23 protein-coding genes and 1 rRNA gene are annotated in these 23,230 nt (G+C 36.1%); 16 read left to right on the plus strand and 8 right to left on the minus strand.

Translation table 11 applies throughout. The features are described 5' to 3' along the window. From C564_RS0106845 to dnaA, 7 genes are all read right to left on the minus strand, one after another. Nucleotides 1-132, minus strand: a 16S ribosomal RNA gene (locus C564_RS0106845); the annotation flags it as partial. A gap of 241 nt (nt 133-373) precedes the next feature. Beyond that, a complete protein-coding gene (gene gyrA / locus C564_RS0106850; protein WP_006096803.1) occupies nt 374-2,842 on the minus strand; it encodes a DNA gyrase subunit A in 2,469 nt (822 codons plus the stop codon). Nucleotides 2,843-2,930: 88 nt separating this feature from the next. Continuing rightward, nucleotides 2,931-4,853 (minus strand): DNA topoisomerase (ATP-hydrolyzing) subunit B, encoded by a 1,923-nt coding sequence (gene gyrB, locus C564_RS0106855; RefSeq protein WP_006096802.1) that lies wholly within the window; start codon nt 4,851-4,853, stop codon nt 2,931-2,933. Between the two features lie 38 nt (nt 4,854-4,891). Continuing rightward, complete coding sequence (gene recF / locus C564_RS0106860; RefSeq protein ID WP_018764821.1) at nt 4,892-6,019, minus strand: DNA replication/repair protein RecF; 1,128 nt, start codon at nt 6,017-6,019, stop codon at nt 4,892-4,894. Between the two features lie 12 nt (nt 6,020-6,031). Further along, a complete protein-coding gene (gene yaaA, locus C564_RS0106865; protein WP_003194149.1) occupies nt 6,032-6,244 on the minus strand; it encodes a S4 domain-containing protein YaaA in 213 nt (70 codons plus the stop codon). Nucleotides 6,245-6,371: 127 nt separating this feature from the next. Further along, the gene (gene dnaN / locus C564_RS0106870; RefSeq protein WP_003194151.1) at nt 6,372-7,517 is read right to left on the minus strand and encodes a DNA polymerase III subunit beta; all 1,146 of its coding nucleotides are present in this window, start codon (nt 7,515-7,517) and stop codon (nt 6,372-6,374) included. A 178-nt stretch (nt 7,518-7,695) separates the two neighbouring features. Beyond that, a complete protein-coding gene (dnaA, locus tag C564_RS0106875; protein ID WP_003194153.1) occupies nt 7,696-9,036 on the minus strand; it encodes a chromosomal replication initiator protein DnaA in 1,341 nt (446 codons plus the stop codon). Between the two features lie 563 nt (nt 9,037-9,599). Between dnaA and rpmH the strand changes: the two genes are divergently transcribed. The 10 genes from rpmH (at nt 9,600) to C564_RS0106925 (ending at nt 18,659) form a co-directional block, all read left to right on the plus strand. Continuing rightward, nucleotides 9,600-9,734: a 50S ribosomal protein L34 gene (gene rpmH / locus C564_RS0106880; protein WP_000831901.1), complete on the plus strand. Its 135-nt coding sequence runs from the start codon at nt 9,600-9,602 to the stop codon at nt 9,732-9,734. 76 nt (nt 9,735-9,810) lie between these two features. Further along, on the plus strand, nt 9,811-10,158 hold the full coding sequence (gene rnpA, locus C564_RS0106885; protein ID WP_016112830.1) for a ribonuclease P protein component: 348 nt from the start codon (nt 9,811-9,813) through the stop codon (nt 10,156-10,158). 58 nt (nt 10,159-10,216) lie between these two features. Next, on the plus strand, nt 10,217-10,984 hold the full coding sequence (gene spoIIIJ / locus C564_RS0106890) for a YidC family membrane integrase SpoIIIJ (RefSeq protein ID WP_018764822.1): 768 nt from the start codon (nt 10,217-10,219) through the stop codon (nt 10,982-10,984). Further along, nucleotides 10,981-11,598, plus strand: coding sequence for an RNA-binding cell elongation regulator Jag/EloR (jag, locus tag C564_RS0106895; protein ID WP_018764823.1), 618 nt, complete (start codon nt 10,981-10,983; stop codon nt 11,596-11,598). Before spoIIIJ ends, jag begins: the two co-directional genes overlap by 4 nt. 235 nt (nt 11,599-11,833) lie before the next feature. Then, nucleotides 11,834-13,210, plus strand: a complete 1,377-nt coding sequence (gene mnmE, locus C564_RS0106900; protein WP_003202594.1) for a tRNA uridine-5-carboxymethylaminomethyl(34) synthesis GTPase MnmE — start codon at nt 11,834-11,836, stop codon at nt 13,208-13,210. 45 nt (nt 13,211-13,255) lie between these two features. Further along, nucleotides 13,256-15,145 carry a tRNA uridine-5-carboxymethylaminomethyl(34) synthesis enzyme MnmG gene (gene mnmG, locus C564_RS0106905; protein ID WP_003209342.1) on the plus strand — a complete coding sequence of 630 codons (1,890 nt, stop codon included), beginning with the start codon at nt 13,256-13,258 and terminating at the stop codon, nt 15,143-15,145. A 21-nt stretch (nt 15,146-15,166) separates the two neighbouring features. Beyond that, nucleotides 15,167-15,886, plus strand: a complete 720-nt coding sequence (rsmG, locus tag C564_RS0106910; protein WP_003202571.1) for a 16S rRNA (guanine(527)-N(7))-methyltransferase RsmG — start codon at nt 15,167-15,169, stop codon at nt 15,884-15,886. Nucleotides 15,887-15,991: 105 nt separating this feature from the next. After that, nucleotides 15,992-16,864 (plus strand): nucleoid occlusion protein, encoded by an 873-nt coding sequence (noc, locus tag C564_RS0106915; protein ID WP_003209340.1) that lies wholly within the window; start codon nt 15,992-15,994, stop codon nt 16,862-16,864. A gap of 189 nt (nt 16,865-17,053) precedes the next feature. Next, nucleotides 17,054-17,815 (plus strand): sporulation initiation inhibitor protein Soj, encoded by a 762-nt coding sequence (gene soj, locus C564_RS0106920; protein ID WP_003202576.1) that lies wholly within the window; start codon nt 17,054-17,056, stop codon nt 17,813-17,815. Further along, the gene (locus tag C564_RS0106925) at nt 17,808-18,659 is read left to right on the plus strand and encodes a ParB/RepB/Spo0J family partition protein (protein WP_018764824.1); all 852 of its coding nucleotides are present in this window, start codon (nt 17,808-17,810) and stop codon (nt 18,657-18,659) included. The genes soj and C564_RS0106925 overlap by 8 nt, the downstream gene beginning before the upstream one ends. 20 nt (nt 18,660-18,679) lie before the next feature. On the opposite strand, the gene yyaC is transcribed toward C564_RS0106925, so the two are convergent. Further along, the gene (gene yyaC / locus C564_RS0106930) at nt 18,680-19,276 is read right to left on the minus strand and encodes a spore protease YyaC (protein WP_018764825.1); all 597 of its coding nucleotides are present in this window, start codon (nt 19,274-19,276) and stop codon (nt 18,680-18,682) included. 272 nt (nt 19,277-19,548) lie between these two features. On the opposite strand from yyaC, the gene C564_RS0106935 reads away from it, so the two are divergent. The 6 genes from C564_RS0106935 to rpsR all read left to right on the plus strand — a co-directional run bounded on the left by C564_RS0106935 (nt 19,549) and on the right by rpsR (nt 23,175). Next, nucleotides 19,549-20,430 (plus strand): mechanosensitive ion channel family protein, encoded by an 882-nt coding sequence (locus C564_RS0106935; RefSeq protein WP_003202583.1) that lies wholly within the window; start codon nt 19,549-19,551, stop codon nt 20,428-20,430. Between the two features lie 20 nt (nt 20,431-20,450). Then, nucleotides 20,451-20,648 (plus strand): DUF951 domain-containing protein, encoded by a 198-nt coding sequence (locus C564_RS0106940; RefSeq protein WP_003202584.1) that lies wholly within the window; start codon nt 20,451-20,453, stop codon nt 20,646-20,648. A 115-nt stretch (nt 20,649-20,763) separates the two neighbouring features. Next, on the plus strand, nt 20,764-21,864 hold the full coding sequence (gene ychF / locus C564_RS0106945) for a redox-regulated ATPase YchF (RefSeq protein WP_006096782.1): 1,101 nt from the start codon (nt 20,764-20,766) through the stop codon (nt 21,862-21,864). Nucleotides 21,865-22,056: 192 nt separating this feature from the next. Then, nucleotides 22,057-22,347, plus strand: a complete 291-nt coding sequence (gene rpsF, locus C564_RS0106950; protein ID WP_003209337.1) for a 30S ribosomal protein S6 — start codon at nt 22,057-22,059, stop codon at nt 22,345-22,347. A 27-nt stretch (nt 22,348-22,374) separates the two neighbouring features. After that, nucleotides 22,375-22,896 carry a single-stranded DNA-binding protein gene (gene ssb / locus C564_RS0106955; protein ID WP_016132486.1) on the plus strand — a complete coding sequence of 174 codons (522 nt, stop codon included), beginning with the start codon at nt 22,375-22,377 and terminating at the stop codon, nt 22,894-22,896. A gap of 45 nt (nt 22,897-22,941) precedes the next feature. After that, nucleotides 22,942-23,175, plus strand: coding sequence for a 30S ribosomal protein S18 (gene rpsR, locus C564_RS0106960; RefSeq protein WP_000918874.1), 234 nt, complete (start codon nt 22,942-22,944; stop codon nt 23,173-23,175). The last annotated feature ends 55 nt before the right edge of the window (nt 23,176-23,230 follow it).

The raw sequence follows: 23,230 nt of genomic DNA on the forward strand, positions 1-23,230 counted from the left end.
AGGTTACCCACGTGTTACTCACCCGTCCGCCGCTAACTTCATAAGAGCAAGCTCTTAATCCATTCGCTCGACTTGCATGTATTAGGCACGCCGCCAGCGTTCATCCTGAGCCAGGATCAAACTCTCCAATAAAGTTAGTTTGTCTAGCATCTAAAATAAAAATTGACGTTTCACGTTGTTTGTTTCGTTTAGTTTTCAAAGTTCAACATCGCGTTTCAGCGACTTTTATAATATAACACAGTATATTGTTTTCGTCAACAAGTTTTTTCGATAACTTGTATCTCTCATTTGCTGACTCTGCCTATTATATAGACTTTCCCATCTCTGTGCAAGTATTATTCTAAAAAAAATAAGAGAGGGAAAATCCCCACTCTTATTCTTCAGAAGCCTCTTCGCTTCCATCTTCTTCTTCATCTTTTTGCGCTTTTGCTACTGTTGCTACTTCTTGTTCATTTTCCAAACGGATTAATCGTACACCTTGCGTATTACGACCCATTTGAGAAATTTGATCAACTGGCATACGTATAATAATACCCGCAGCTGTAATTAGCATAATATCTTCTTCGCCAGTTACAGACTTAACTGCTACTAATTTACCGTTTTTATCTGTGATATTACATGTTTTTAAACCTTTACCACCGCGACTTTGTAGACGATATTCATCAACCGGTGTACGTTTTCCGTAACCATTTTTGGTTACAATTAAAACGTTCATATCCTCTTCAACAATTTCCATACCTACAACTTGGTCTTCATCACCTAGTGTAATAGCTTTTACACCTGCCGCATTACGTCCCATAGAACGAACATCTTGCTCATTGAAACGGATTAACATACCATTACTTGTTCCAACAATAATATCCTTATCACCAGATGTTAAGCGTACAGAGATTACTTCGTCCTCTTCACGAAGGGAAATTGCAATTAAACCATTCGTACGTATATTGGCAAATGATGAAAGAGGCGTTCTCTTAGAAATACCTTGTTTTGTTGTGAAGAATAAGAATTGATCATCACCAAATTCACGGATTGGAATAATAGCGTTGACCCACTCACCTTTATCTACTTCTAACAAATTAACAATTGGTATACCTTTTGCCGTACGGCTATACTCTGGAATTTCATATCCTTTTGTACGGTATACTTTACCTTTGTTTGTGAAGAATAGAATATGATCATGTGTAGACGTTGTCAATAAATGCTCAACAAAGTCATCATCATTCGTACCCATTCCTTGTACACCACGTCCTCCACGGTTCTGTGTTTTGTACGTAGAAGCTGGTAACCTTTTGATATAACCATTATGAGTAAGTGTGATAGCGATATTTTGCTCTGGGATTAAATCCTCATCTTCAATTGATTCCATACCACCAATTGTAATTTCCGTTCTTCTTTTATCATTAAAGCGTTCTTTTACTTCTGTTAATTCTTCACGAATAATTTCAAGAACCTTTTCTTCATCTGCTAAGATGGCCTTTAATTCAGCAATTAACTTCATTAAGTCTTGATATTCTTGTTCAATTTTTTCACGTTCTAGTCCTGTTAAGCGTTGCAGACGCATATCTAAAATTGCTTGCGCTTGTTTTTCACTTAAACCGAAACGTTCCATCAATCCTTGTTTTGCAATATCAGCAGTCTTTGAACTACGAATTAAAGTAATTACTTCATCAAGGTGATCTAATGCAATTCGTAACCCCTCTAAAATATGAGCCCGAGCTTCCGCCTTCTCTAATTCATAAGCAGTACGTCTACGAATAACTACCTGTTGATGCTCTAAATAATAATATAAAGTTTGTTTTAAGTTTAATACTTGTGGCTCCCCATTCACGAGCGATAACATATTAATACCGAAGCTTGTTTGAAGCGCTGTATGTTTATATAAATTATTTAATAGTACGTTTGCATTTGCATCACGGCGTACTTCCATGACAATACGCATACCATTTCGATCTGACTCATCGCGTAAATCTGTAATACCTTCGATTTTTTTATCGCGAACTAACTCTGCAATTTTTTCAATTAATCGAGCTTTATTCACTTGATAAGGCAGCTCGGTTACAATAATTGCTTGTTTTCCATTTGCCTTTTCTTCAATTTCAACTTTAGCACGAAGTATAATAGAACCGCGACCTGTTTCATACGCTCTTCGAATTCCACTTCTCCCTAAGATTAGACCCGCCGTTGGGAAATCTGGTCCCGGAATAAATTCCATTAATTCCGCAATAGTAATGTCAGGATTATGACTCAATGCTAGCACGCCATCAATTACTTCTCCAAGTTGATGAGGCGGAATATTTGTTGCCATACCAACCGCGATACCTGTCGTACCGTTTACTAATAAGTTAGGAAAGCGCGCTGGTAATACAATTGGTTCTCTCTCAGAACCATCGTAATTGTCTTGGTAATCTATCGTGTTTTTCGTAATATCACGCAACAGCTCCATAGAAATCTTAGACATTCTTGCTTCTGTATAACGCATTGCTGCTGCTGAATCTCCATCAACAGAACCGAAGTTACCATGCCCATCAACAAGCATATAACGTTGACTAAAATCTTGTGCCATACGTACCATTGTTTCGTAAACGGCTGAATCACCATGCGGGTGATACTTACCAATTACTTCACCAACGATACGCGCTGATTTTTTATAAGCTTTATCAGCAGTAATCCCTAAATCATTCATTGCGTATAAAACCCTGCGATGCACAGGTTTTAACCCATCACGAACATCTGGTAGTGCACGAGATACGATAACACTCATTGCGTAATCTAAAAATGAGGTACGCATTTCATGACTAATATTAATTTCTCGAATTCGTGCTTGTTCTTGATTGTCTGACATCAACGAGCACCTCCTCTTACATTTCCGTTACATATACATTGATTTATATGTAGAAGACAGGAATGCTTAGATTCCTGTCATTACTTACTTAAATATCAAGGTTTTTCACGTATTTTGCATTTTCTTGGATAAAGTTACGACGTGGCTCTACTTTATCACCCATTAAAATTTCAAACGTTTCATCTGCTTCAATTGCATCTTGCAGAGAAACTTGAAGTAATGAACGTACTTCTGGATCCATTGTCGTTTCCCATAATTGAGTCGGATTCATTTCCCCAAGACCTTTGTAACGCTGAATACCAGGTTTTGGGTGAGCTGGTAACTCTGCTAATATCTTTTCAAGCTCTTTATCGTTATAAGCATATTGAATCTTTTTCCCTTGTTGCACTTTAAACAATGGTGGTTGTGCAATATATATATAACCATGTTCAATGATTTGACGCATATAACGATAGAAGAACGTTAATAATAGAGTACGAATATGCGCGCCATCAACATCGGCATCGGTCATAATAATAACTTTATGATAGCGAGCTTTTTCAATATCAAAATCCCCACCGATATTTGTACCAATCGCTGTGATAATCGTACGTACTTCATCATTAGATAAAATCTTATCTAATCGTGCCTTTTCAACATTAATAATTTTACCCTTAAGCGGTAAAATCGCTTGAAAGTGGCGATCGCGTCCTTGTTTTGCAGAACCTCCTGCAGAATCTCCCTCTACGATGTAAATTTCACTAATCGAAGGATCTTTAGAAGAACAGTCTGCAAGCTTCCCTGGCAAACTAGATACTTCCAGCGCACTCTTTCGGCGTGTTAATTCACGTGCCTTCTTCGCTGCTACACGTGCACGTGCTGCCATTGTTCCTTTATCCACAATCTTACGCGCAACATTTGGATTCTCAAGTAAAAACTTTTCGAACGCTTCTGAGAAAACAGATTCTGTAATCGTTCTCGCTTCACTATTTCCAAGTTTTGTTTTCGTTTGTCCCTCAAACTGTGGATTCGGATGTTTGATGGAAACAATCGCTGTTAGTCCTTCACGTACATCTTCACCTGTTAGGTTACTATCAGCATCTTTTAAGATGTTATTTTTTCGTCCATAATCATTTATTACACGCGTTAGGGCAGTCTTGAAACCAACCTCATGTGTACCGCCTTCATACGTATGAATATTATTCGTAAATGAATAAATATTGTTTGTATAACCTTCGTTATATTGAAGAGAAACTTCAACTTGAATTCCATCTTTCGAACCCTCTACATATACAGGTTCTTCATGAATCGGTTGCTTCGAGCGGTTTAAATGCTCAACATAAGATTTAATTCCACCTTCATAATGGAACTCTTTCTTCTGCTTATTTTCGCGTTTATCTTCAATTATCAATTTAATATTACGATTTAAAAATGCTAGTTCACGCATACGTGTTGCTAATGTATCAAAATCGTATTCTGTAGTTTCTTTAAAAATTTCTGGATCTGGCTTGAAACGAGTTATTGTTCCTGTATGATCTGTTTCACCAATTACCTTTAAATCTGCAGCTGGGATACCTCGTTCATACTTTTGATAATGAATTTTACCTTCACGATGTACAAATACTTCTAACTCTGTTGATAGAGCATTTACAACAGATGCACCCACACCATGTAAACCACCGGAAACTTTATAACCGCCACCGCCAAATTTACCACCTGCGTGGAGTACAGTCATAATAACCTCTACAGCAGGACGTCCCATTTTTTCTTGTATACCAACTGGAATACCACGACCATTATCAGTCACACGAATACTATTATCTTCTTCGATGCTAACATTAATTTCATCACAGTATCCTGCTAATGCTTCATCAATACTATTATCTACAATTTCCCATACAAGGTGATGAAGACCCTTCCCACTTGTAGATCCAATATACATACCCGGGCGTTTTCGAACTGCTTCCAGTCCCTCAAGCACCTGTATTTGACTTTCATCATATGAATTTTCCTGCATTTGCTTTTGTTCCATTGACACAAAGATCACCTACTTTTCCATTTAAACAGAAATTATGTTCTGTCTATTTCACAATCTACCGTGCCGTTCGTTACATGAATTGTTTTCGCTTGCTTTAATGTTTCGTGTTCAATTCCGTCGACACTTGTCGTTGTCACAAATGTTTGCACTTTTCCTTGAATTGTGTTTAAAAGATGTGATTGACGATAATCATCTAACTCTGATAACACATCATCTAATAAGAGGATTGGATATTCTTTAACCTCTGAATAAATCAATTCAATTTCAGCTAACTTTAGGGAAAGTGCGGTTGTTCGTTGTTGCCCTTGTGAACCAAAGACTTGAACATTTTTATCATTAACGAAGAATTGTAAATCGTCACGATGAGGACCAATTAAAGTTGTACCACGGAAAATTTCACGTTGTTTCACAGATTGAAAACTTTCATAGTATACTTCTTTTATTTTCGACAAATCCATTGATTCTGATACATCTACGCTCGGTTTATAGACTATTTCTAGTTCCTCTAATCCCCTACTAATGCCACGATGGATTGGAGCAGCCCATTCTTGTAATAAATGCAGAAACTCAAAACGTTTTTGCAAAATTTTTGTACCATGTTCAATGAGTTGCAGTGTAAATACATCCAACATCATTTCCTCATTTTTACTATTCCCTTGCATTTTTTTAAGCAAGTGATTTCGCTGCGTGAGCACTTTTTGATATTGACTTAACTCATACAAATAGACAGGAGCTATTTGTCCAAGTTCCATATCTAAAAAGCGTCTTCGTACTTGAGGGCTTCCTTTTACAAGATTTAAATCTTCTGGGGCAAACATAACAACATTCATTTCACCAATATATTGGCTTAACCTTTGTTGTTCTAGCTGATTTAATTTTGCCTTTTTCCCTTTTTTAGAAATATTTAATTCTAAAGACAAGGAACTGTTTCGCTTTTGTAAGCTACCTTTTATTTTACCATAATCCTCATCCCACCGGATAAGTTCACGATCGTTTGAAGTTCGATGAGACTTGGCCATCGCTAATACATAAATAGCTTCCATCAAATTCGTTTTCCCTTGAGCATTTTCACCAATAATTACATTCACTTTATCCTCAAAGGAGAGATCCAGATATTCATAATTGCGATAATTTTTTAATTGTAATTCTTTAATATACAAAGGGCTCCCCCTTTATGCTTGAACTTGAAATGTTCCGTTTCCCGGAATTTCAACAATATCATTTGCATACAACTTTCGGCCTCTTCTATTTTCAAGCTCTTGATTGACATACACTTCGTATTCTTGTAAGAACCATTTAACAGCACCGCCTGTATCAATTACATCAGCTAACTTTAAAAATTGTCCCAGTGTAATATACTCAGTTGAAATCTTAATACGTTTCATAAAATCGCTCACTTTCTGAAAGTGTTCATTCTTTCATTGTACTAAATAAACCCGCATTAGGAAAGTAATACCCCGAAAATCAAATAAGGGCCACTAGCATATTCAAACTAGTAACCCTCACTCTCGCTTAGTAAGTACGAACTGGTAAAATTAATTGGATGATAGAATCATCATTTACTGTACGAATTAAGAATGGTCTCATCGCTCCAGTAAAACTAATTTTAATTTCTGTACTATCTAACGCTTTTAATGCATCCATCATATATTTTGCACTAAAGGAGATTTTTAATTCTTCCCCTTCTATTTTTTCACATTGAACTTCCTCTACTACTTTTCCGATTTCTGGTGAATTTGAAGAAAGTTCCAGCATTTGTTGTTCTAACGTCGATAATTTCACAACATTATTGCGACCATCTCTTGCTAGTAAAGAAGCACGATCAATTGCTTGTAAAAACTCTTTTGTATTTACAAATATGTCGGTTTTACTTTCTGCCGGAATTAAACGTGTTGTATCCGGGTAATTCCCTTCTAACAACCTTGAGAAGAATAATAAATGTTTAGTTCGGAATAATACTTGATACTCCGTAATGACAATATCCACCATTTCTTCAGACTCATCTAGAATTTTGCTCAATTCATTTAAACTCTTACCAGGGATAACAACATTCGCTTGAAATTCATCAGAAATTGTATGACCTTCAATCTTCGCTTTACGAAGTGCTAACCTGTGACTATCTGTTGCAATACAAGTCAGTTCACTGTTATACACTTTCCAGTTTACACCTGTCAAGATCGGACGAGTTTCAGAACTTGAAACCGCAAATACAGTTTGACGAATCATATGTTTTAGTAAATCTGTCGGGATTTTAAATACATGATGTTCTTCAATTTGTGGTAATAATGGATATTCAGCAGCATCTAAACCATTTAGATTAAACTCTGATTTTCCAGATTTTATTTTTGTCATAAAATGATTTTCCACAGAGATTTCTACTGTGTCTTTTGGTAATTTTTTTACGATCTCACTAAAATATTTTGCTTGTAAAACAATGCTCCCCGATTGTGCAATTTCAACAATTTCTTTTCCATTTTCTTCAACTGGAATAAAAGATTCAATCGAAATATCAGCATCGCTTCCTGTCAATGTAACACCTTCTTCAGTTACTACAACTTTAATTCCTGTAAGTATGGGAATAGTTGTACGAGAGGAAACGGCCTTCATTACATCTTGTACACTTCTTACAAGATAGTCTTTTTGAATTGTAAAACGCATAGCGAAACCCTCCGGCAAGTATAAGATTTTATTTATTTAATAAATATAAAAAAATAGTAGTAATAGTAATAGGGCTTGTGGATATGTGGATAACTCCATTTAGAGACGGAAAAACAGTCTATCTACATGTGGATAGACTGTGTGTAAAACAAGGGAAGTTATTCACACTATTCAGCTACTACTTTAAAATATGATTGATTTCCTCAACTTGTTTTTGTAGTTGTGTATCAGTTTTTAATAGTTTTGAAATTTTTTCGTGCGCATGGATGACTGTTGTGTGGTCACGTCCACCAAATTCTTCACCAATTTTAGGTAAAGATGAATCTGTTAACTCACGTGATAGATACATTGCAATTTGGCGAGGAAATGCGACTGATTTTGTGCGTTTTTTTGCTTTAAAGTCTTCTAGTTTAACTTGAAAAACATCTCCAACGGCTTTTTGAATATCATAAATAGAAATAATCTTTGGTTTAGAATTTGGAATAATATCTTTAAGTGCTTCGGCAGCTAAATCCGCATTAATATCTTTATTAATTAAAGATGAATAAGCAACAACTCGAATAAGTGCACCTTCTAGTTCACGAATGTTCGAGTCGATTTGATTTGCGATATAGAGCATGACTTCATTTGGGATGTCAAGGCCTTCCGCTTTCGCTTTTTTTCGTAAAATCGCAATTCTCGTCTCTAAATCTGGCGGTGTAATATCTGTAATAAGTCCCCACTCAAAACGGGAGCGAAGGCGATCTTCTAATGTCGGGATCTCTTTTGGCGGTCGATCGCTTGAGATTACAATTTGCTTGCTTTCTTCATGTAGCGCATTAAATGTATGGAAGAACTCTTCTTGTGTTTGTTCTTTTCCAGCAAGAAATTGAATATCATCTATAAGCAAGACATCGACATTACGGTATTTATTACGGAAATCGACAGCTTTATTATCACGAATAGAGTTAATAAATTCATTTGTAAATTTTTCTGATGATAAATAAACAACCTTAGCATTCGGATTATGTTCAATGACATAATGACCAATTGCATGCATTAGGTGTGTTTTTCCAAGCCCAACTCCCCCATAAATAAATAGCGGGTTATATGCTTTTGCTGGTGCTTCAGCAACTGCTAATGAAGCTGCATGAGCAAAACGGTTCCCAGAGCCAATAACAAATGTATCAAACGTGTATTTTGGATTTAACATGCTCTGTGGTAAGTGATTAGACTCATCATTTATTCTTTTCTTTTTAGCAGGAGGATAGTCAATCTCCTCTTCAGTTTGACTTTGGGGAATAATAAAGCGAATTTCTAGTTTTGCTCCTGTTAAATCATAAAGTGTTTCTGAAATTAGTTCTGAATAATGAGATTCTAGCCAGTCACGAGCAAATTCATTCGGAGCTGTAATCGTTAATATATCTTTTTTCAAAGCATGTGCTTTGGTTGATTTCAACCATGTCTCATAACTTGGTTTACTGACCTTTTTTTCGAGTTCTTTCAAAGCACTATTCCATAAATCAGAGATATTTTCCAAAGGTGTCCCTCCTTTACAAAGATGGTAAAAGAATAAGGTTGTGCAACAATTGTACAACCTCAAAATAACGAAATGTATATTTATACGAAACGTATTTTAAAACCTAAAAACGTCGTTTGTATACGAGATAGAGTTTTCGACAAAAAACACACATGTGGACAACTGTTTACCCACATGTGACTATAACTGTCCACATGTTATGCACAATTTGTGGATAAACTAAACTTGTGGAAAACTTGTTCAAGGTGAAAACACAACTATAATATCAAAAAAAGATAGCGATAGCAATGAATTTCAGAAAGTTATCCACAAAATCAATACCTTGTGGAATAAATTTGTCCACAATACGATATACTGTGTAAAAATGAAAAAATAATTTGTGGATACAAAAAATGAAAAAATATATTATCCACAAAGAAATAAAACAGCTGTGAAATAAATTGTGAATAGGTTCAAAATGAATATTTGATGAAAATTTAGAGAACCATTGACATTTTCCTAGTTGATTAACTATAATTTATAAGACTGTCTTTAACAGATATTCCTCAGGGAGGTGTCATATAATGAAAAGAACTTACCAACCAAATAAACGTAAGCGCAGCAAAGTACATGGTTTCCGCAGCCGTATGAGCACAGCGAACGGACGTAAAGTGCTAGCAGCTCGTCGTCGTAAAGGAAGAAAAGTATTATCTGCGTAGACCACTGATCGTTCAGTGGTCTTTTTTTCTAGTAATAATGAATTTCCGCTGATGAAATACAGGAGTGTCAATTGATATGAAGAAAAAAAATCGTATAAAGAAAAATGATGAATTTCAGGCTGTTTTTCAAAATGGAAAATCAAATGCAAATCGTCAGTTTGTGGTCTATCAGCTTGAAAAAGCGGAGCAATCATACTTTCGCATTGGTCTTTCCGTTAGCAAAAAGTTAGGAAATGCAGTAGTACGTAATCGAATTAAGCGTATGATTCGCCAATCGATTGCAGAATTAAAAGATGAGATAGATTCTGGAAAAGATTTTGTTATAATAGCAAGGAAGCCTTGTGCAGATATGACATACGAACAATTGAAGAAAAGCTTAATTCATGCTTTTAAGCGTTCTGGTATTAAAATAACAAACAAGTAGCGTAGGAAAAGGAAAATGAATTACACTATATACATACCGAAACAAGGAGGAGCAGGCTGTGAAAAAAAAGATAGGCTTACTAGTCATGGTTATTGCTTTAATGGCAATTGCTACTGGCTGTAATGAAACGAATCAGCCGATTACACCGAAAAGTACAGGGATCTGGAATGAATATTTCGTATACCCGCTTTCTCAGTTAATCACGTATTTTGCAAACTTATTTGGTAGTAATTATGGTTTAGCGATTGTTGTCACAACTCTTATCATTCGTTTTGCATTGTTACCATTAATGATTAAGCAGACGAAGAGTACGAAGGCAATGCAAGCATTGCAACCAGAAATGGCGAAGTTAAAAGAGAAATATAGTTCTAAAGACCAAGCGACGCAGCAAAAGTTACAACAAGAAATGATGCAGTTGTATAAAACACACGGTGTAAATCCATTAGCGGGTTGTTTACCAATTTTTATTCAAATGCCAATTTTATTCGCATTTTACCATGCAATTATGAGGACGGCAGAGATTAAGCAACATAGCTTCTTATGGTTTGATTTAGGACATGCGGATCCGTACTATATCCTTCCAATTGTTGCGGCAATCACAACATTTATTCAGCAAAAACTTGCAATGGCAGGTACTGCTGGACAAAATCCACAAATGGCAATGATGATTTGGCTTATGCCAATCATGATTTTAGTCTTTGCAATTAACTTCCCAGCAGCATTATCACTATATTGGGTAGTTGGTAACATCTTTGGTATCGCTCAAATGTATATGATCAAAGGGCCTGAAATTAAGGCTAGTAAGGCAGGAGGATCAAGCAAGTGAGTATAATTACTGCTAAAGGACAAACAGTCGAGCTGGCAGTACAAGATGCTTTAAGACAATTAAAAGTTTCAAGGGATCAAGTAGACGTGAATGTGATTGATGAGGGAAAGAGAGGATTTCTAGGTTTTATAGGGAATCGTCCAGCTATCGTGGAAGTTGTAATGAAGAAAGATCCCATTCAAGAAGCTGAGCAATACTTACAAAGTGTTGTTCAGGAAATGGGTGTGGATGTGATGATTACGAAAAATGTAAAGGGTCGAGAAATTGAGTTTACACTTTTTGGGAAAGATGTAGGGGTATTGATCGGAAAAAGAGGACATACATTAAATTCTTTACAATATTTAACAAAACTTGTTGCGAATCGCAGTACAAAGCAATATATTGGTATCACAATTGATGCTGAAAACTATCGTAGTAAGAGAAAAGATACGTTAGAATCGCTTTCTTATCGATTAGCAAAGCAGGTCACGGTAACTAAAAAAAATGTTGTGTTAGAACCAATGCCTTCTTTTGAGAGAAAAATTATTCATCAAGCATTGTCCAATCATCCAAATGTAATTACAACTTCCGAAGGGAAAGAACCACATCGACATGTTGTAATATCTTCCAAATAACCGGTTACTCATTCGAGTACCGGTTTTTTTCTTGTTAATTTATGAAAAACAGATTGTGGATAACTAAAAACGCTAAACTTATCCACTGTGAATAAGTTTAGCGTTTTTTACATGAGGACATAATAAAATGAGTTATTATTCTTTTGTAGATAGGTTCGTTATGGTATCCTAATAGTTTAGTGAAAGAAAAAATCATGTTGAAATAGAGAGAAATAAGCAAGTGAGGTGAAAGGACATGGATTTTGATACAATTGCTGCAATTTCCACGGCACTTGGAGAAGGGGCAATTGCCATTGTTCGAGTAAGTGGAGAGGATGCGATTGAAAAGGTCAATCGTATTTTTAAAGGGAAAGATTTAACGGCAGTTTCTTCTCATACGATTCACTACGGTCATATTGTTGATTTAGATACAGATCAAGTTATCGAAGAGGTAATGGTATCGATTATGCGAGCGCCAAGGACATTTACGCGTGAAAATATTGTAGAGATCAATTGTCACGGTGGTCTTGTTTCTGTAAATAAAGTATTACAACTTATTTTGGCTCAAGGAGTGCGTTTGGCAGAACCGGGTGAATTTACAAAGCGTGCATTTTTAAATGGGCGTATTGACTTATCGCAAGCAGAAGCTGTAATGGATTTGATTCGTGCGAAAACAGATCGAGCGATGAACGTAGCAATGAATCAAATGGAAGGGCGATTATCTAAATTAATAGGTCGCCTTCGTCAGGAAATTTTAGAAACATTAGCTCATGTAGAAGTAAATATAGATTATCCAGAATACGATGATGTCGAAGAAATGACGCACAATATTTTAATTGAAAAAGCCACACATGTTCGCGGTGAAATTAAAAAAATATTGGAGACATCTAAGCAAGGGAAAATTTTACGAGAAGGAATTGCAACAGCAATTATCGGAAGACCGAACGTTGGGAAATCCTCGTTATTAAATAGTCTCGTGCAAGAGAAAAAGGCGATTGTGACAGATATAGCAGGAACAACGCGCGATGTAATTGAAGAGTATGTCAATGTGCGTGGTGTGCCACTTAAACTTATTGATACGGCGGGAATCCGTGAAACTGAAGATATTGTTGAACGAATCGGTGTAGAACGATCAAAAGAAATGATGGGACAGGCTGATTTAGTTCTAATTGTAGTAAACTATAGTGAAGCATTAACAAATGAAGATGAAGACTTATTCCGTGCAGTGCGAGGAAAAGACTTTATTGTCATTGTAAATAAAACGGATTTACCAAAGCAAATTGATATGAAACGTGTTACAGAATTAGCAGGTAAAAATCGTATGATCACAACGTCGCTAATTGAAGAAAAAGGTGTGGATGAGCTAGAAAAAGCGATAGCAGATCTATTCTTTGAAGGAACAATTGAGTCAGCAGATATGACGTATGTTTCTAATGCGAGACATATCGGTTTATTAACACAAGCGGAAAAGACAATTGGGGATGCTATTGAGGCAATAGAGAACGGTGTGCCAATTGATATGGTTCAAATCGATCTAACAAGAACGTGGGAAATCCTTGGTGAAATTACTGGTGATACTGTTCATGAAAGCTTAATCGACCAATTATTTTCTCAATTTTGTTTAGGAAAATAACATATAGCTGTTTTAGAAGGATAGATAATTTTAGGAGGAATAATAATGGGATACAATGCCGGTTCTTACGATGTCATAGTAATCGGTGCAGGTCATGCAGGATGTGAAGCTGGGCTTGCAGCAGCACGAATGGGCTCAAAAACATTAATGTTAACAATTAATTTAGATATGGTTGCTTTTATGCCATGTAACCCTTCTGTTGGTGGACCAGCGAAAGGGATTGTTGTACGTGAGATTGATGCATTAGGCGGTGAGATGGGACGAAACATTGATAAAACTCACATCCAAATGCGTATGTTAAACACGGGAAAAGGTCCAGCTGTACGCGCTCTTCGTGCACAAGCGGATAAATTTTCATATCAACACGAATTAAAGAAAACAATTGAAGAAACGCCAAATTTAACATTACGTCAAGGAATGGTAGAGCGTCTAATTGTTGAGGATGATGTATGTAAAGGTGTAATTACACAATCAGGTGCTGAATATACAGCGGAAACAGTTGTAATTACAACGGGTACATTCCTACGTGGTGAGATTATCATGGGCGATTTAAAATACTCAAGTGGTCCAAATAATCAGCAACCATCTATCACATTATCTGAGCATCTAGAGGAACTTGGCTTTGATCTTGTCAGATTTAAAACAGGTACGCCTCCTCGTGTGAATAGCAATACAATTGATTATAGTAAAACGGAAATTCAACCGGGTGATGAAAAACCACGTGCATTTTCTTTTGAAACTACAAAATTTATTATGGATCAAATTCCATGTTGGTTAACATATACAAGTGAAGAGACACATCGTTTAATTGATCGAAACTTGCATCGTTCAGCTATGTATTCTGGTATGATTAAAGGAACAGGTCCACGTTACTGTCCTTCAATTGAAGATAAAGTGGTGCGATTTAACGATAAACCGCGTCATCAAATTTTCTTAGAGCCGGAAGGTCGTAATACACAGGAAGTATATGTACAAGGTTTGTCAACAAGTTTACCGGAAGATGTCCAGCGTGAAATGCTTAAAACGATTCCTGGTTTAGAGAATGTTGAGATGATGCGTACAGGTTATGCGATCGAATATGATGCAATTGTACCAACTCAGTTGTGGCCGACACTGGAGACGAAAAAAATTAAAAATTTATATACAGCAGGTCAAATTAACGGTACGTCTGGTTACGAAGAAGCAGCAGGACAAGGAATTATGGCCGGAATTAACGCAGCATGTCGCTCTCTAGGGAAGAAAGAGGTTATTTTAGGTCGTTCAGATGCTTATATTGGTGTTTTAATTGATGATCTTGTGACAAAAGGGACAAACGAACCATATCGTCTTTTAACATCCCGTGCTGAATACCGTCTATTATTGCGTCATGATAATGCCGATCTTCGTTTAACAGAAATTGGCCAAGAAATTGGCTTAATTCCAGAAGAGCGTTACGGGCGTTTTACTGTGAAAAAGGAACAGATTGAACAAGAAAAATTACGTTTAGAAAGCATTATTATTAAACCACGTCCTGAAGTGCAAGAATTAATTCGCAGTGTTGGTGGAAGTGAATTAAAGGATGGAATACGTGCAAGTGACTTACTACGTCGTCCGGAAATGACGTATGAACATATTCGTATTCTTGCGCCAAGTGAAGTGGAAATACACGATGAAATTGCAGAGCAGGTAGAAATTCAAATTAAGTATGAAGGATATATTGAAAAATCCTTACAACAAGTAGAACGTATGAAGAAAATGGAAAGCAAAAAGATTCCTGTTGATATTGATTATGATGCGATTTCTGGAATCGCTTCTGAAGCAAGACAAAAATTAAAAGATGTTCGTCCTCTTTCTATGGGGCAAGCATCCCGTATTTCCGGAGTAAATCCAGCTGATATTTCCATTTTACTTGTGTATATTGAACAAGGAAAAATTGCGCGAGTATCGAACCAATAAATAATAAGGAGATATGGCAAGATGAACATAGAACAATTTCAATCTATGCTAGGAGAAAGAGGAATTAACCTTTCTCCTAGGCAATTAGAGCAATTTGAAATCTACTTTGAAACATTAGTAGAATGGAATGAGAAAATGAATTTAACAGCTATTACAGAGAAAGAAGAAGTGTATTTAAAACACTTTTTTGACTCGATTACAGCTGCTTTTTATAATGATTTTTCAAAGCCATTTTCTATTTGTGATGTCGGTGCAGGAGCAGGATTTCCAAGTATTCCATTGAAAATTTGTTTCCCGCATTTAAAAGTAACGATTGTAGATTCATTGCAAAAACGTATCAATTTTTTAAATCATTTAGCCCAAAAATTAGAGCTAAGTGATGTTGCGTTTTGTCATGATCGTGCTGAAACATTTGGGAAAAAAGAAGGTGTACGTGAATCATTTGATATCGTGATGGCGCGTGCGGTAGCACGTCTTTCTGTATTGAGTGAGTTATGTTTACCTCTTGTAAAAGTAGGTGGGACATTTATCGCTATGAAAGGTGCAGCTGCCAATGAAGAGATTGAAAATGGTAAGTATGCTTTAGAAATACTTGGCGGTGAACTAAAAGAGATTTCTACTTTCCAATTACCATTTGAAGAAAGTGAACGTAATATTTTAGCAATCGTGAAAAAGCGCAAAACACCAAAGAAATATCCGCGTAAGCCAGGGACACCCAATAAATTACCTATTGAAAAATAAATCTTATTAGACGTAAGATTAAATTATATAAATGAAAACGTAAATGTTTCATAGGAAACATTTCTGTGTAGGACATTCAATAGGCCCAAAGGTGGTGGAATATGTATGAAAAATACGTTTTCTCGTTTATTTGGCTTTGGAGATAAAGAGAGCGAATTCGAATTACAAAACGAAAGCCATGAAGAAATAGATAAAAAGATACATGAAGAAATACAAGAAATTCCGATAGCAAATATCATTCCCAATCGCTATCAACCACGTACAGTTTTTGATGCCGCGCGTATTGACGAACTTGCGTTAACCATTCGTACACATGGACTCATTCAACCAATTGTTATCAGGAAATATGAAGAAGATAAGTATGAAATTATTGCCGGGGAAAGACGTTTTCGTGCTGCAACGAAATTAGGGTGGGAAAAAGTTCCAGCTATTATTAAAAACTTAAATGATACGGAAACAGCTTCTGTTGCTCTCATTGAGAACTTGCAACGTGAGGAATTAACAGCAATTGAAGAGGCTGTTGCTTATCAAAAGCTAATTGAGTTACATAATTTAACACAAGAGGCATTAGCGCAGAGGCTCGGAAAAGGACAATCAACAATCGCAAATAAGTTGCGATTATTAAAGTTGCCTGAAGAAATTAAACGAGCATTGCTAGAAAAGAGTATTACAGAACGTCATGCCCGTGCCCTTATTCCTTTAAAAAATGAAGAATTACAGTTGAAAGTTTTACAAGAAATTGTAGAAAAACAATTGAATGTAAAACAGACTGAGGAACGCATTGCTAAGCTATTGGAAGAAGTAAAACCAAAGCGAAAGGCAAAACAGAAAGCGGTAAGTCGTGATATGCGAATTGCAATGAATACAATTAGACAATCGCTACAAATGGTTACAAATAGTGGACTGAAAGTAAACTCTGAAGAAGAAGAATTTGATGAGTACTATCAGATCACAATTAAGATTCCTAAAAAAAAATAATTTATATTTGAAAGAGATCTCATCCTTTGGAGAGATCTCTTTTCCTATATTTTTCTTCTTAAATGAAGAAGGAGTTTTGGAATAAATTTTGAAGTTTAATAAGGATGCAAAAGAAAAATTTTCATTTCATGTTACAATAAACATAATTATTTTCAGAATAAGACAGAAAGGTTGAAAGTAGGTGACATCATGGGAAAAATCATTGCTATTGCTAATCAAAAAGGCGGTGTAGGGAAAACAACAACGTCTGTTAACCTAGGAGCTGGATTGGCACAGGTAGGAAAAAAAGTATTGCTTATTGACATTGATGCTCAGGGGAACGCAACGACAGGTGTAGGAATTGAAAAGTCGGAATTAGATCAATGTATTTATAATGTTCTTGTGGAAGATGCTGATGTTCAAGGGGTTATACAAAAAACCGCAACTGAAAATTTAGATGTTCTACCTGCTACAATTCAATTGGCAGGTGCTGAAATTGAACTGGTACCGACCATTTCCCGGGAAGTTCGTTTACAAAGGGCTTTGCAGCCAATCCGTAATGAATATGATTATATTATTATTGATTGTCCCCCATCTTTAGGCTTATTAACAATTAATGCACTAACGGCAGCAGATTCTGTTATTATTCCAGTTCAGTGTGAATACTACGCATTGGAAGGATTGAGTCAATTACTGAATACAGTTCGACTTGTACAAAAGCATTTAAATAAAAATTTAGCAATTCAAGGTGTACTATTAACGATGCTAGATGCACGTACAAATTTAGGTATTCAAGTTATAGATGAAGTGAAGAAATATTTTCGAGATAAAGTATATCGTTCTATTATTCCGCGCAATGTTCGTTTGAGTGAAGCACCAAGTCATGGAAAACCAATTATGCAGTATGATGCTAAATCAAGAGGTGCAGAAGTGTATATAGATTTAGCAGAGGAAGTGATTGCTGGTGGCTAAAGGATTAGGAAGAGGGATTAATGCTTTTTTTCCAGATTTAGATGTGAGAGAGGAAGAAAAAATTCAGGAAATTGTACTAACTGAATTAAGGCCAAACCCCTACCAACCGCGTAAAAACTTTCAAAAAGAAGCTATTCAAGAACTGGCAGCATCTATTAAAGAACATGGTATTTTACAGCCTTTAATCGTAAGGAAAAGTATTAAAGGATATGAAATCGTTGCTGGTGAACGTAGATACCGTGCTGCAAAAGAAGCATGCCTTGAAAAGGTGCCAGCTGTCGTTCGAGAATTAAATGAACAGCAAATGATGGAGTTTGCTTTGTTAGAAAATCTACAACGTGAAGATTTAAATCCAATGGAAGAAGCTTTGGCATATCAAATGCTAATGGATGAGTTGAATGTAACTCAAGAGCAATTAGCAAAGCGCCTTGGAAAAAGTAGGCCATATATTGCTAATTATGTTCGGTTGCTTACACTTCCTTTATTTGTTCAAGAAATGATTGCGAATGGAAGTCTATCCATGGCACATGGACGGACATTACTTACAATAAAAGATGAAGAACAGCTAAAGTCTTTATTAAAGCGTATTGAAAAAGAAGGATTGAATGTTAGACAGCTAGAGCAAATTGTTCAACAGATTCATCAACGCGTTTCACGTGAAACAAAGACAGTGAAGCGAGAGCGGAATATATTTTTCGAAGAGCGCGAAACATTGTTAAGAGAAAAGTTTGGAACAGGTGTAAAAATTAAAGAAACAAAGAAAGAAAAAGGGAAAATTGAAATAGAATTTTTCGATAAGGAAGATTTAAATCGCATTTTAGAATTATTATCTGGGGAAAACTGAAAAGCAAACCATCTTTTTATTTATAGATGGTTTGCTTTTTTTAATACGGATAATTTCTGATCTGTTTCCTTTATACTTTGGGCAATAACGTCCGCCATTTTCATAACGAGGCTTAATCTTGTATTTTGCAAGACAAAAAATTCCATGAAACCATTTAAATTTACGATACCATGTATGTGTAGCTCGCCAATTGCAGGTAACTTTTTGTTCATTGCTGCACCAGGTTTACTAGGTCCTTCACCAACAGTTATGGAACCGATACTTTGTGATTTTCCAAGACAAGCATCAATGGCAATAATAAAAGAATCAGGAATTAAAGTTTGTATATTCTGAATTTCATCTTCGAGATTTAACGCATGGATTGGTTCATCAAGTGTGCCGAATACGTGGAAATTTTGAATGTTCATTTGTTCTAGTTTAGATCCGACTAGTGGGCCAAGGGCGTCACCGGTTGAACGATCTGTTCCTATGCAAATTAGGCTGAGGGGGGTATTTTGACTAATAGGTATATGTGAGAGAAGAAAATCACTAATTGTTGTACAAGCCTCTAAATCGTGATGCATAATATTTTGTGATTCTTTTTCAAAAAAAGGTAAGCGGAAATTCCCTATATTCATGAATCATCCATCCTTCTGATAAATTTTATGATTCACTGTAAAGTTTTATTGAAAAAAATGTAATATGGAAAATTATAAGTTCTTTATTTTTGCAAGCCGTTTATAAAACAGGAAATAATAGTACTAGTATATATATATTCATTACATTTTATACCTGAATCAAAGTGAACAAATGCAAATACAGCAATAAATTTTTTTTCAGAAATGGAGAAAACTTCTGATACAATAAAGAATGAATGAAAAAGAAATTTTTATCGGAGAGGTAGAAGTATATGGATGTATTAACACAAGGATTCGAAGCTACCAAGAGATATTTATTAGATTCAGATCGTTGGGCTTATGTCGGAATGGCAACATTAAAAATATTGATAATTTTAGTACTTGGTGCAGTAGTAGTACGTATTGCTAGAGCAATTGTAAGAAATGCATTCCGTATGGGAAGTCGTTCACCAATTCAAATCTCAGAGCGTCGTACAGTTACAGTAGCGAAATTGCTTGAAAACATTGTGGCATACGTTGTTATGTTCATAATGTTAATAGCGATTTTAGGCGTATTTAACATTAATGCATCAGGTTTACTAGCTGGGGCTGGGGTAATCGGTTTAGCAGTCGGTTTTGGTGCTCAAAGCTTAGTAAAAGATGTTATTACAGGATTGTTTATTTTATTAGAAGATCAGTTTTCGGTAGGTGACCATGTTCGTATCGGTCAATTTGAAGGTGTAGTTTTAGAAATTGGATTACGTACAACAAAGATAAAAAGCTGGACAGGGGAAATTCATATTTTGCCAAATGGTGGTATTACGCAAGTAACGAACTTTTCCATTAGTAATAGTGTAGCTTTTGTTGATATATCAATTTCCTATGAAGGTGATATAGCACGAGCAGAACAGGTAATTGAAGATTTATTAGAGGAATTACCTGAAAGATATGAAGAAATGGTAGCAAAACCAGAATTATTAGGAATTCAAACACTTGCTGCATCTGAAGTTGTACTACGTGTTGTCTCTGAAGTAGAACCAATGAAACATATGGCTATTGCTAGAGCCCTTCGTAAAGAGATTAAAAATCGTCTTGATTTACATGGCATTGAAATTCCATATCCACGTATGGTCTTATATAATCGTGAAGAAATGGTTAGTGAGAAAGCAAATTAGTTGTGAGAGGGGTTTAGAGAGTGGAGCAAAAGCAATATAACTTGTACGATGTTGTGGAAATGAAGAAGGCCCATCCATGTGGTGCAAATCGTTGGAAAATTATTCGTATGGGAATGGATATCCGCGTTAAGTGCGAGGGATGTGGCCATTCGGTAATGATTCCTCGAAGAGAGTTTGATCGCAAGGTGAAAAAAATTCTTGTAAAGCATGAAGAATAGAGAAGAAGTAACAGCTGCTCCAGGCAGCTGTTACTTTTTTGAACTTTTAGGGAACTTGTCATTTTATTCGTTACTATCTATAATGATGGAAGATTGAGACATAGGAGTGAAAAATATGGGATTAACGGCTGGGATTGTTGGTTTACCTAACGTAGGGAAATCAACATTATTTAATGCAATTACACAAGCGGGAGCAGAATCTGCAAACTATCCATTCTGTACAATTGATCCGAACGTAGGGATTGTAGAAGTACCAGATGAACGCTTAAATAAATTAACGGAACTAGTAGAACCGAAAAAAACTGTTCCAACTGTATTTGAATTTACTGATATCGCAGGTATCGTAAAAGGTGCAAGTAAAGGTGAAGGATTAGGAAACAAATTCTTATCTCATATTCGCCAAGTAGACGCAATTTGCCAAGTTGTTCGTTGTTTTGAGGATGAAAATATTACACACGTTTCAGGAAAAGTAGATCCAATTGATGATATTGAAACAATCAATTTAGAGCTAATTTTAGCAGATTTAGAATCTGTTGATAAACGTATTGAACGTGTAGCGAAATTAGCAAGACAAAAGGATAAAGAAGCAGTATATGAGCACGAAATTTTAGTTCGCTTAAAAGAAGCATTTGAAGCGGGAAAACCAGCTCGTACTGTTGAGTTTACAGAAGAACAAATGAAAATTGTTAAAGGTCTTCATTTGCTTACGACGAAAGAGATGCTTTATGTAGCAAACGTAAGTGAAGATGATATCATGGATCCATCTGAAAATGAATATGTGCAGATGGTAAAAGAATTTGCGGCAAATGAAAATTCACAAGTAATTGTTGTTTGTGCAAAAATTGAATCAGAAATTGCTGAGTTAGATGAGGAAGAGAAAAAAGTATTCCTTGAAGAGTTAGGCATTGAAGAATCAGGTTTAGATCAGCTGATTCGTGCTGCATACGATTTATTAGGCTTAGCTACTTATTTCACAGCTGGTGTACAAGAAGTACGTGCATGGACGTTTAAGAAAGGTATGAAGGCACCACAATGTGCTGGTGTTATTCATACAGACTTTGAACGTGGATTTATTCGTGCTGAAACAGTTTCATATGATGATTTAATGGAGAACGGTTCTATGACAGCAGCTAAAGAAGCTGGAAAAGTACGTTTAGAAGGAAAAGAGTATATCGTAAAAGATGGAGATGTTATGCACTTCCGCTTTAACGTGTAATTTTATATTTCCTAGGAAAAATAGGGATATAAACTTGGCAAATATATCATATGTTTGCCAAGTTTTTTATTTATTGGTTAGTTGATTCATCTAACTTACTATGATATAATCTAAACTCGTGAGTAATTACTATATAATTAATTGCTCCTTGCCCATTATGGGCCGTTTAGACCAAAAGGAGGTGAAAGTGTAATGAAAAAGTACGAAATCATGTACATCATCCGTCCAAACATGGAGGAAGAAGCTCAAAAAGCTTTAGTTGAGCGCTTCGCAGGCGTTTTAACTAACAATGGTGCAGAAATCATTAACACAAAAGAGTGGGGTAAGCGTCGTTTAGCTTACGAAATCAACGACTTACGTGACGGTTTCTACATGATCTTAAACGTAAATTCTGATGCAGAAGCTGTTAAAGAATTCGATCGTTTAGCTAAGATCAACGAAGATATCCTTCGTCACATCGTTGTTAAAGAAGAAGAAAAATAATTAAGATATATAGGGAGAGTGGTTCGATTGATGAATCGTGTTATCCTCGTTGGTCGTTTAACTAAGGACCCTGACTTACGTTACACGCCCAATGGTGTTGCGGTAGCTACTTTCACGTTAGCTGTAAATCGCGCATTTGCAAATCAACAAGGTGAGCGTGAAGCTGACTTTATTAATTGTGTAATATGGCGTAAACAAGCAGAAAACGTGGCGAATTATTTGAAAAAAGGTAGCTTAGCAGGCGTAGATGGACGTCTTCAAACTCGTAATTATGAGGGACAAGATGGTAAACGTGTATATGTAACAGAGGTTCTTGCGGAGAGCGTACAATTTTTAGAGCCGCGTAATGGCGGTGGGGAGCAACGTGGTTCATTCAATCAGCAACCATCAGGAGCTGGTTACGGTAACCAAGGCTCTAACCCATTTGGTCAATCAGGTAATTCAGGTAACTCAGGTAACTCAGGTAACTCAGGATTTACGAAGAATGACGATCCATTTTCAAATGTAGGTCAACCGATTGATATTTCGGACGACGATTTACCATTCTAATGGTATAGATCGGTTATTTTTAACAAAGAATGGAGGGAAATAGACATGGCAGGACGCAAAGGTGGACGTGCGAAACGTCGTAAGGTGTGTTTCTTCACATCTAACGGCATCACTCGCATTGACTATAAAGATGTTGATTTATTAAAACGTTTCGTTTCTGAGCGTGGTAAAATTTTACCTCGTCGTGTAACAGGAACAAGCGCAAAATACCAACGCAAACTTACAGTTGCAATTAAACGTGCTCGTCAAATGGCACTTTTACCATATGTTGGTGAATAATAGCGTATGAAATGCACAGTAGAGTCCGACTCTACTGTGCATTTTGCTATGCTTT

Source organism: Bacillus sp. 105MF (genome assembly GCF_000374885.1).
GTDB classification, from domain to species: domain Bacteria; phylum Bacillota; class Bacilli; order Bacillales; family Bacillaceae_G; genus Bacillus_A; species Bacillus_A pseudomycoides.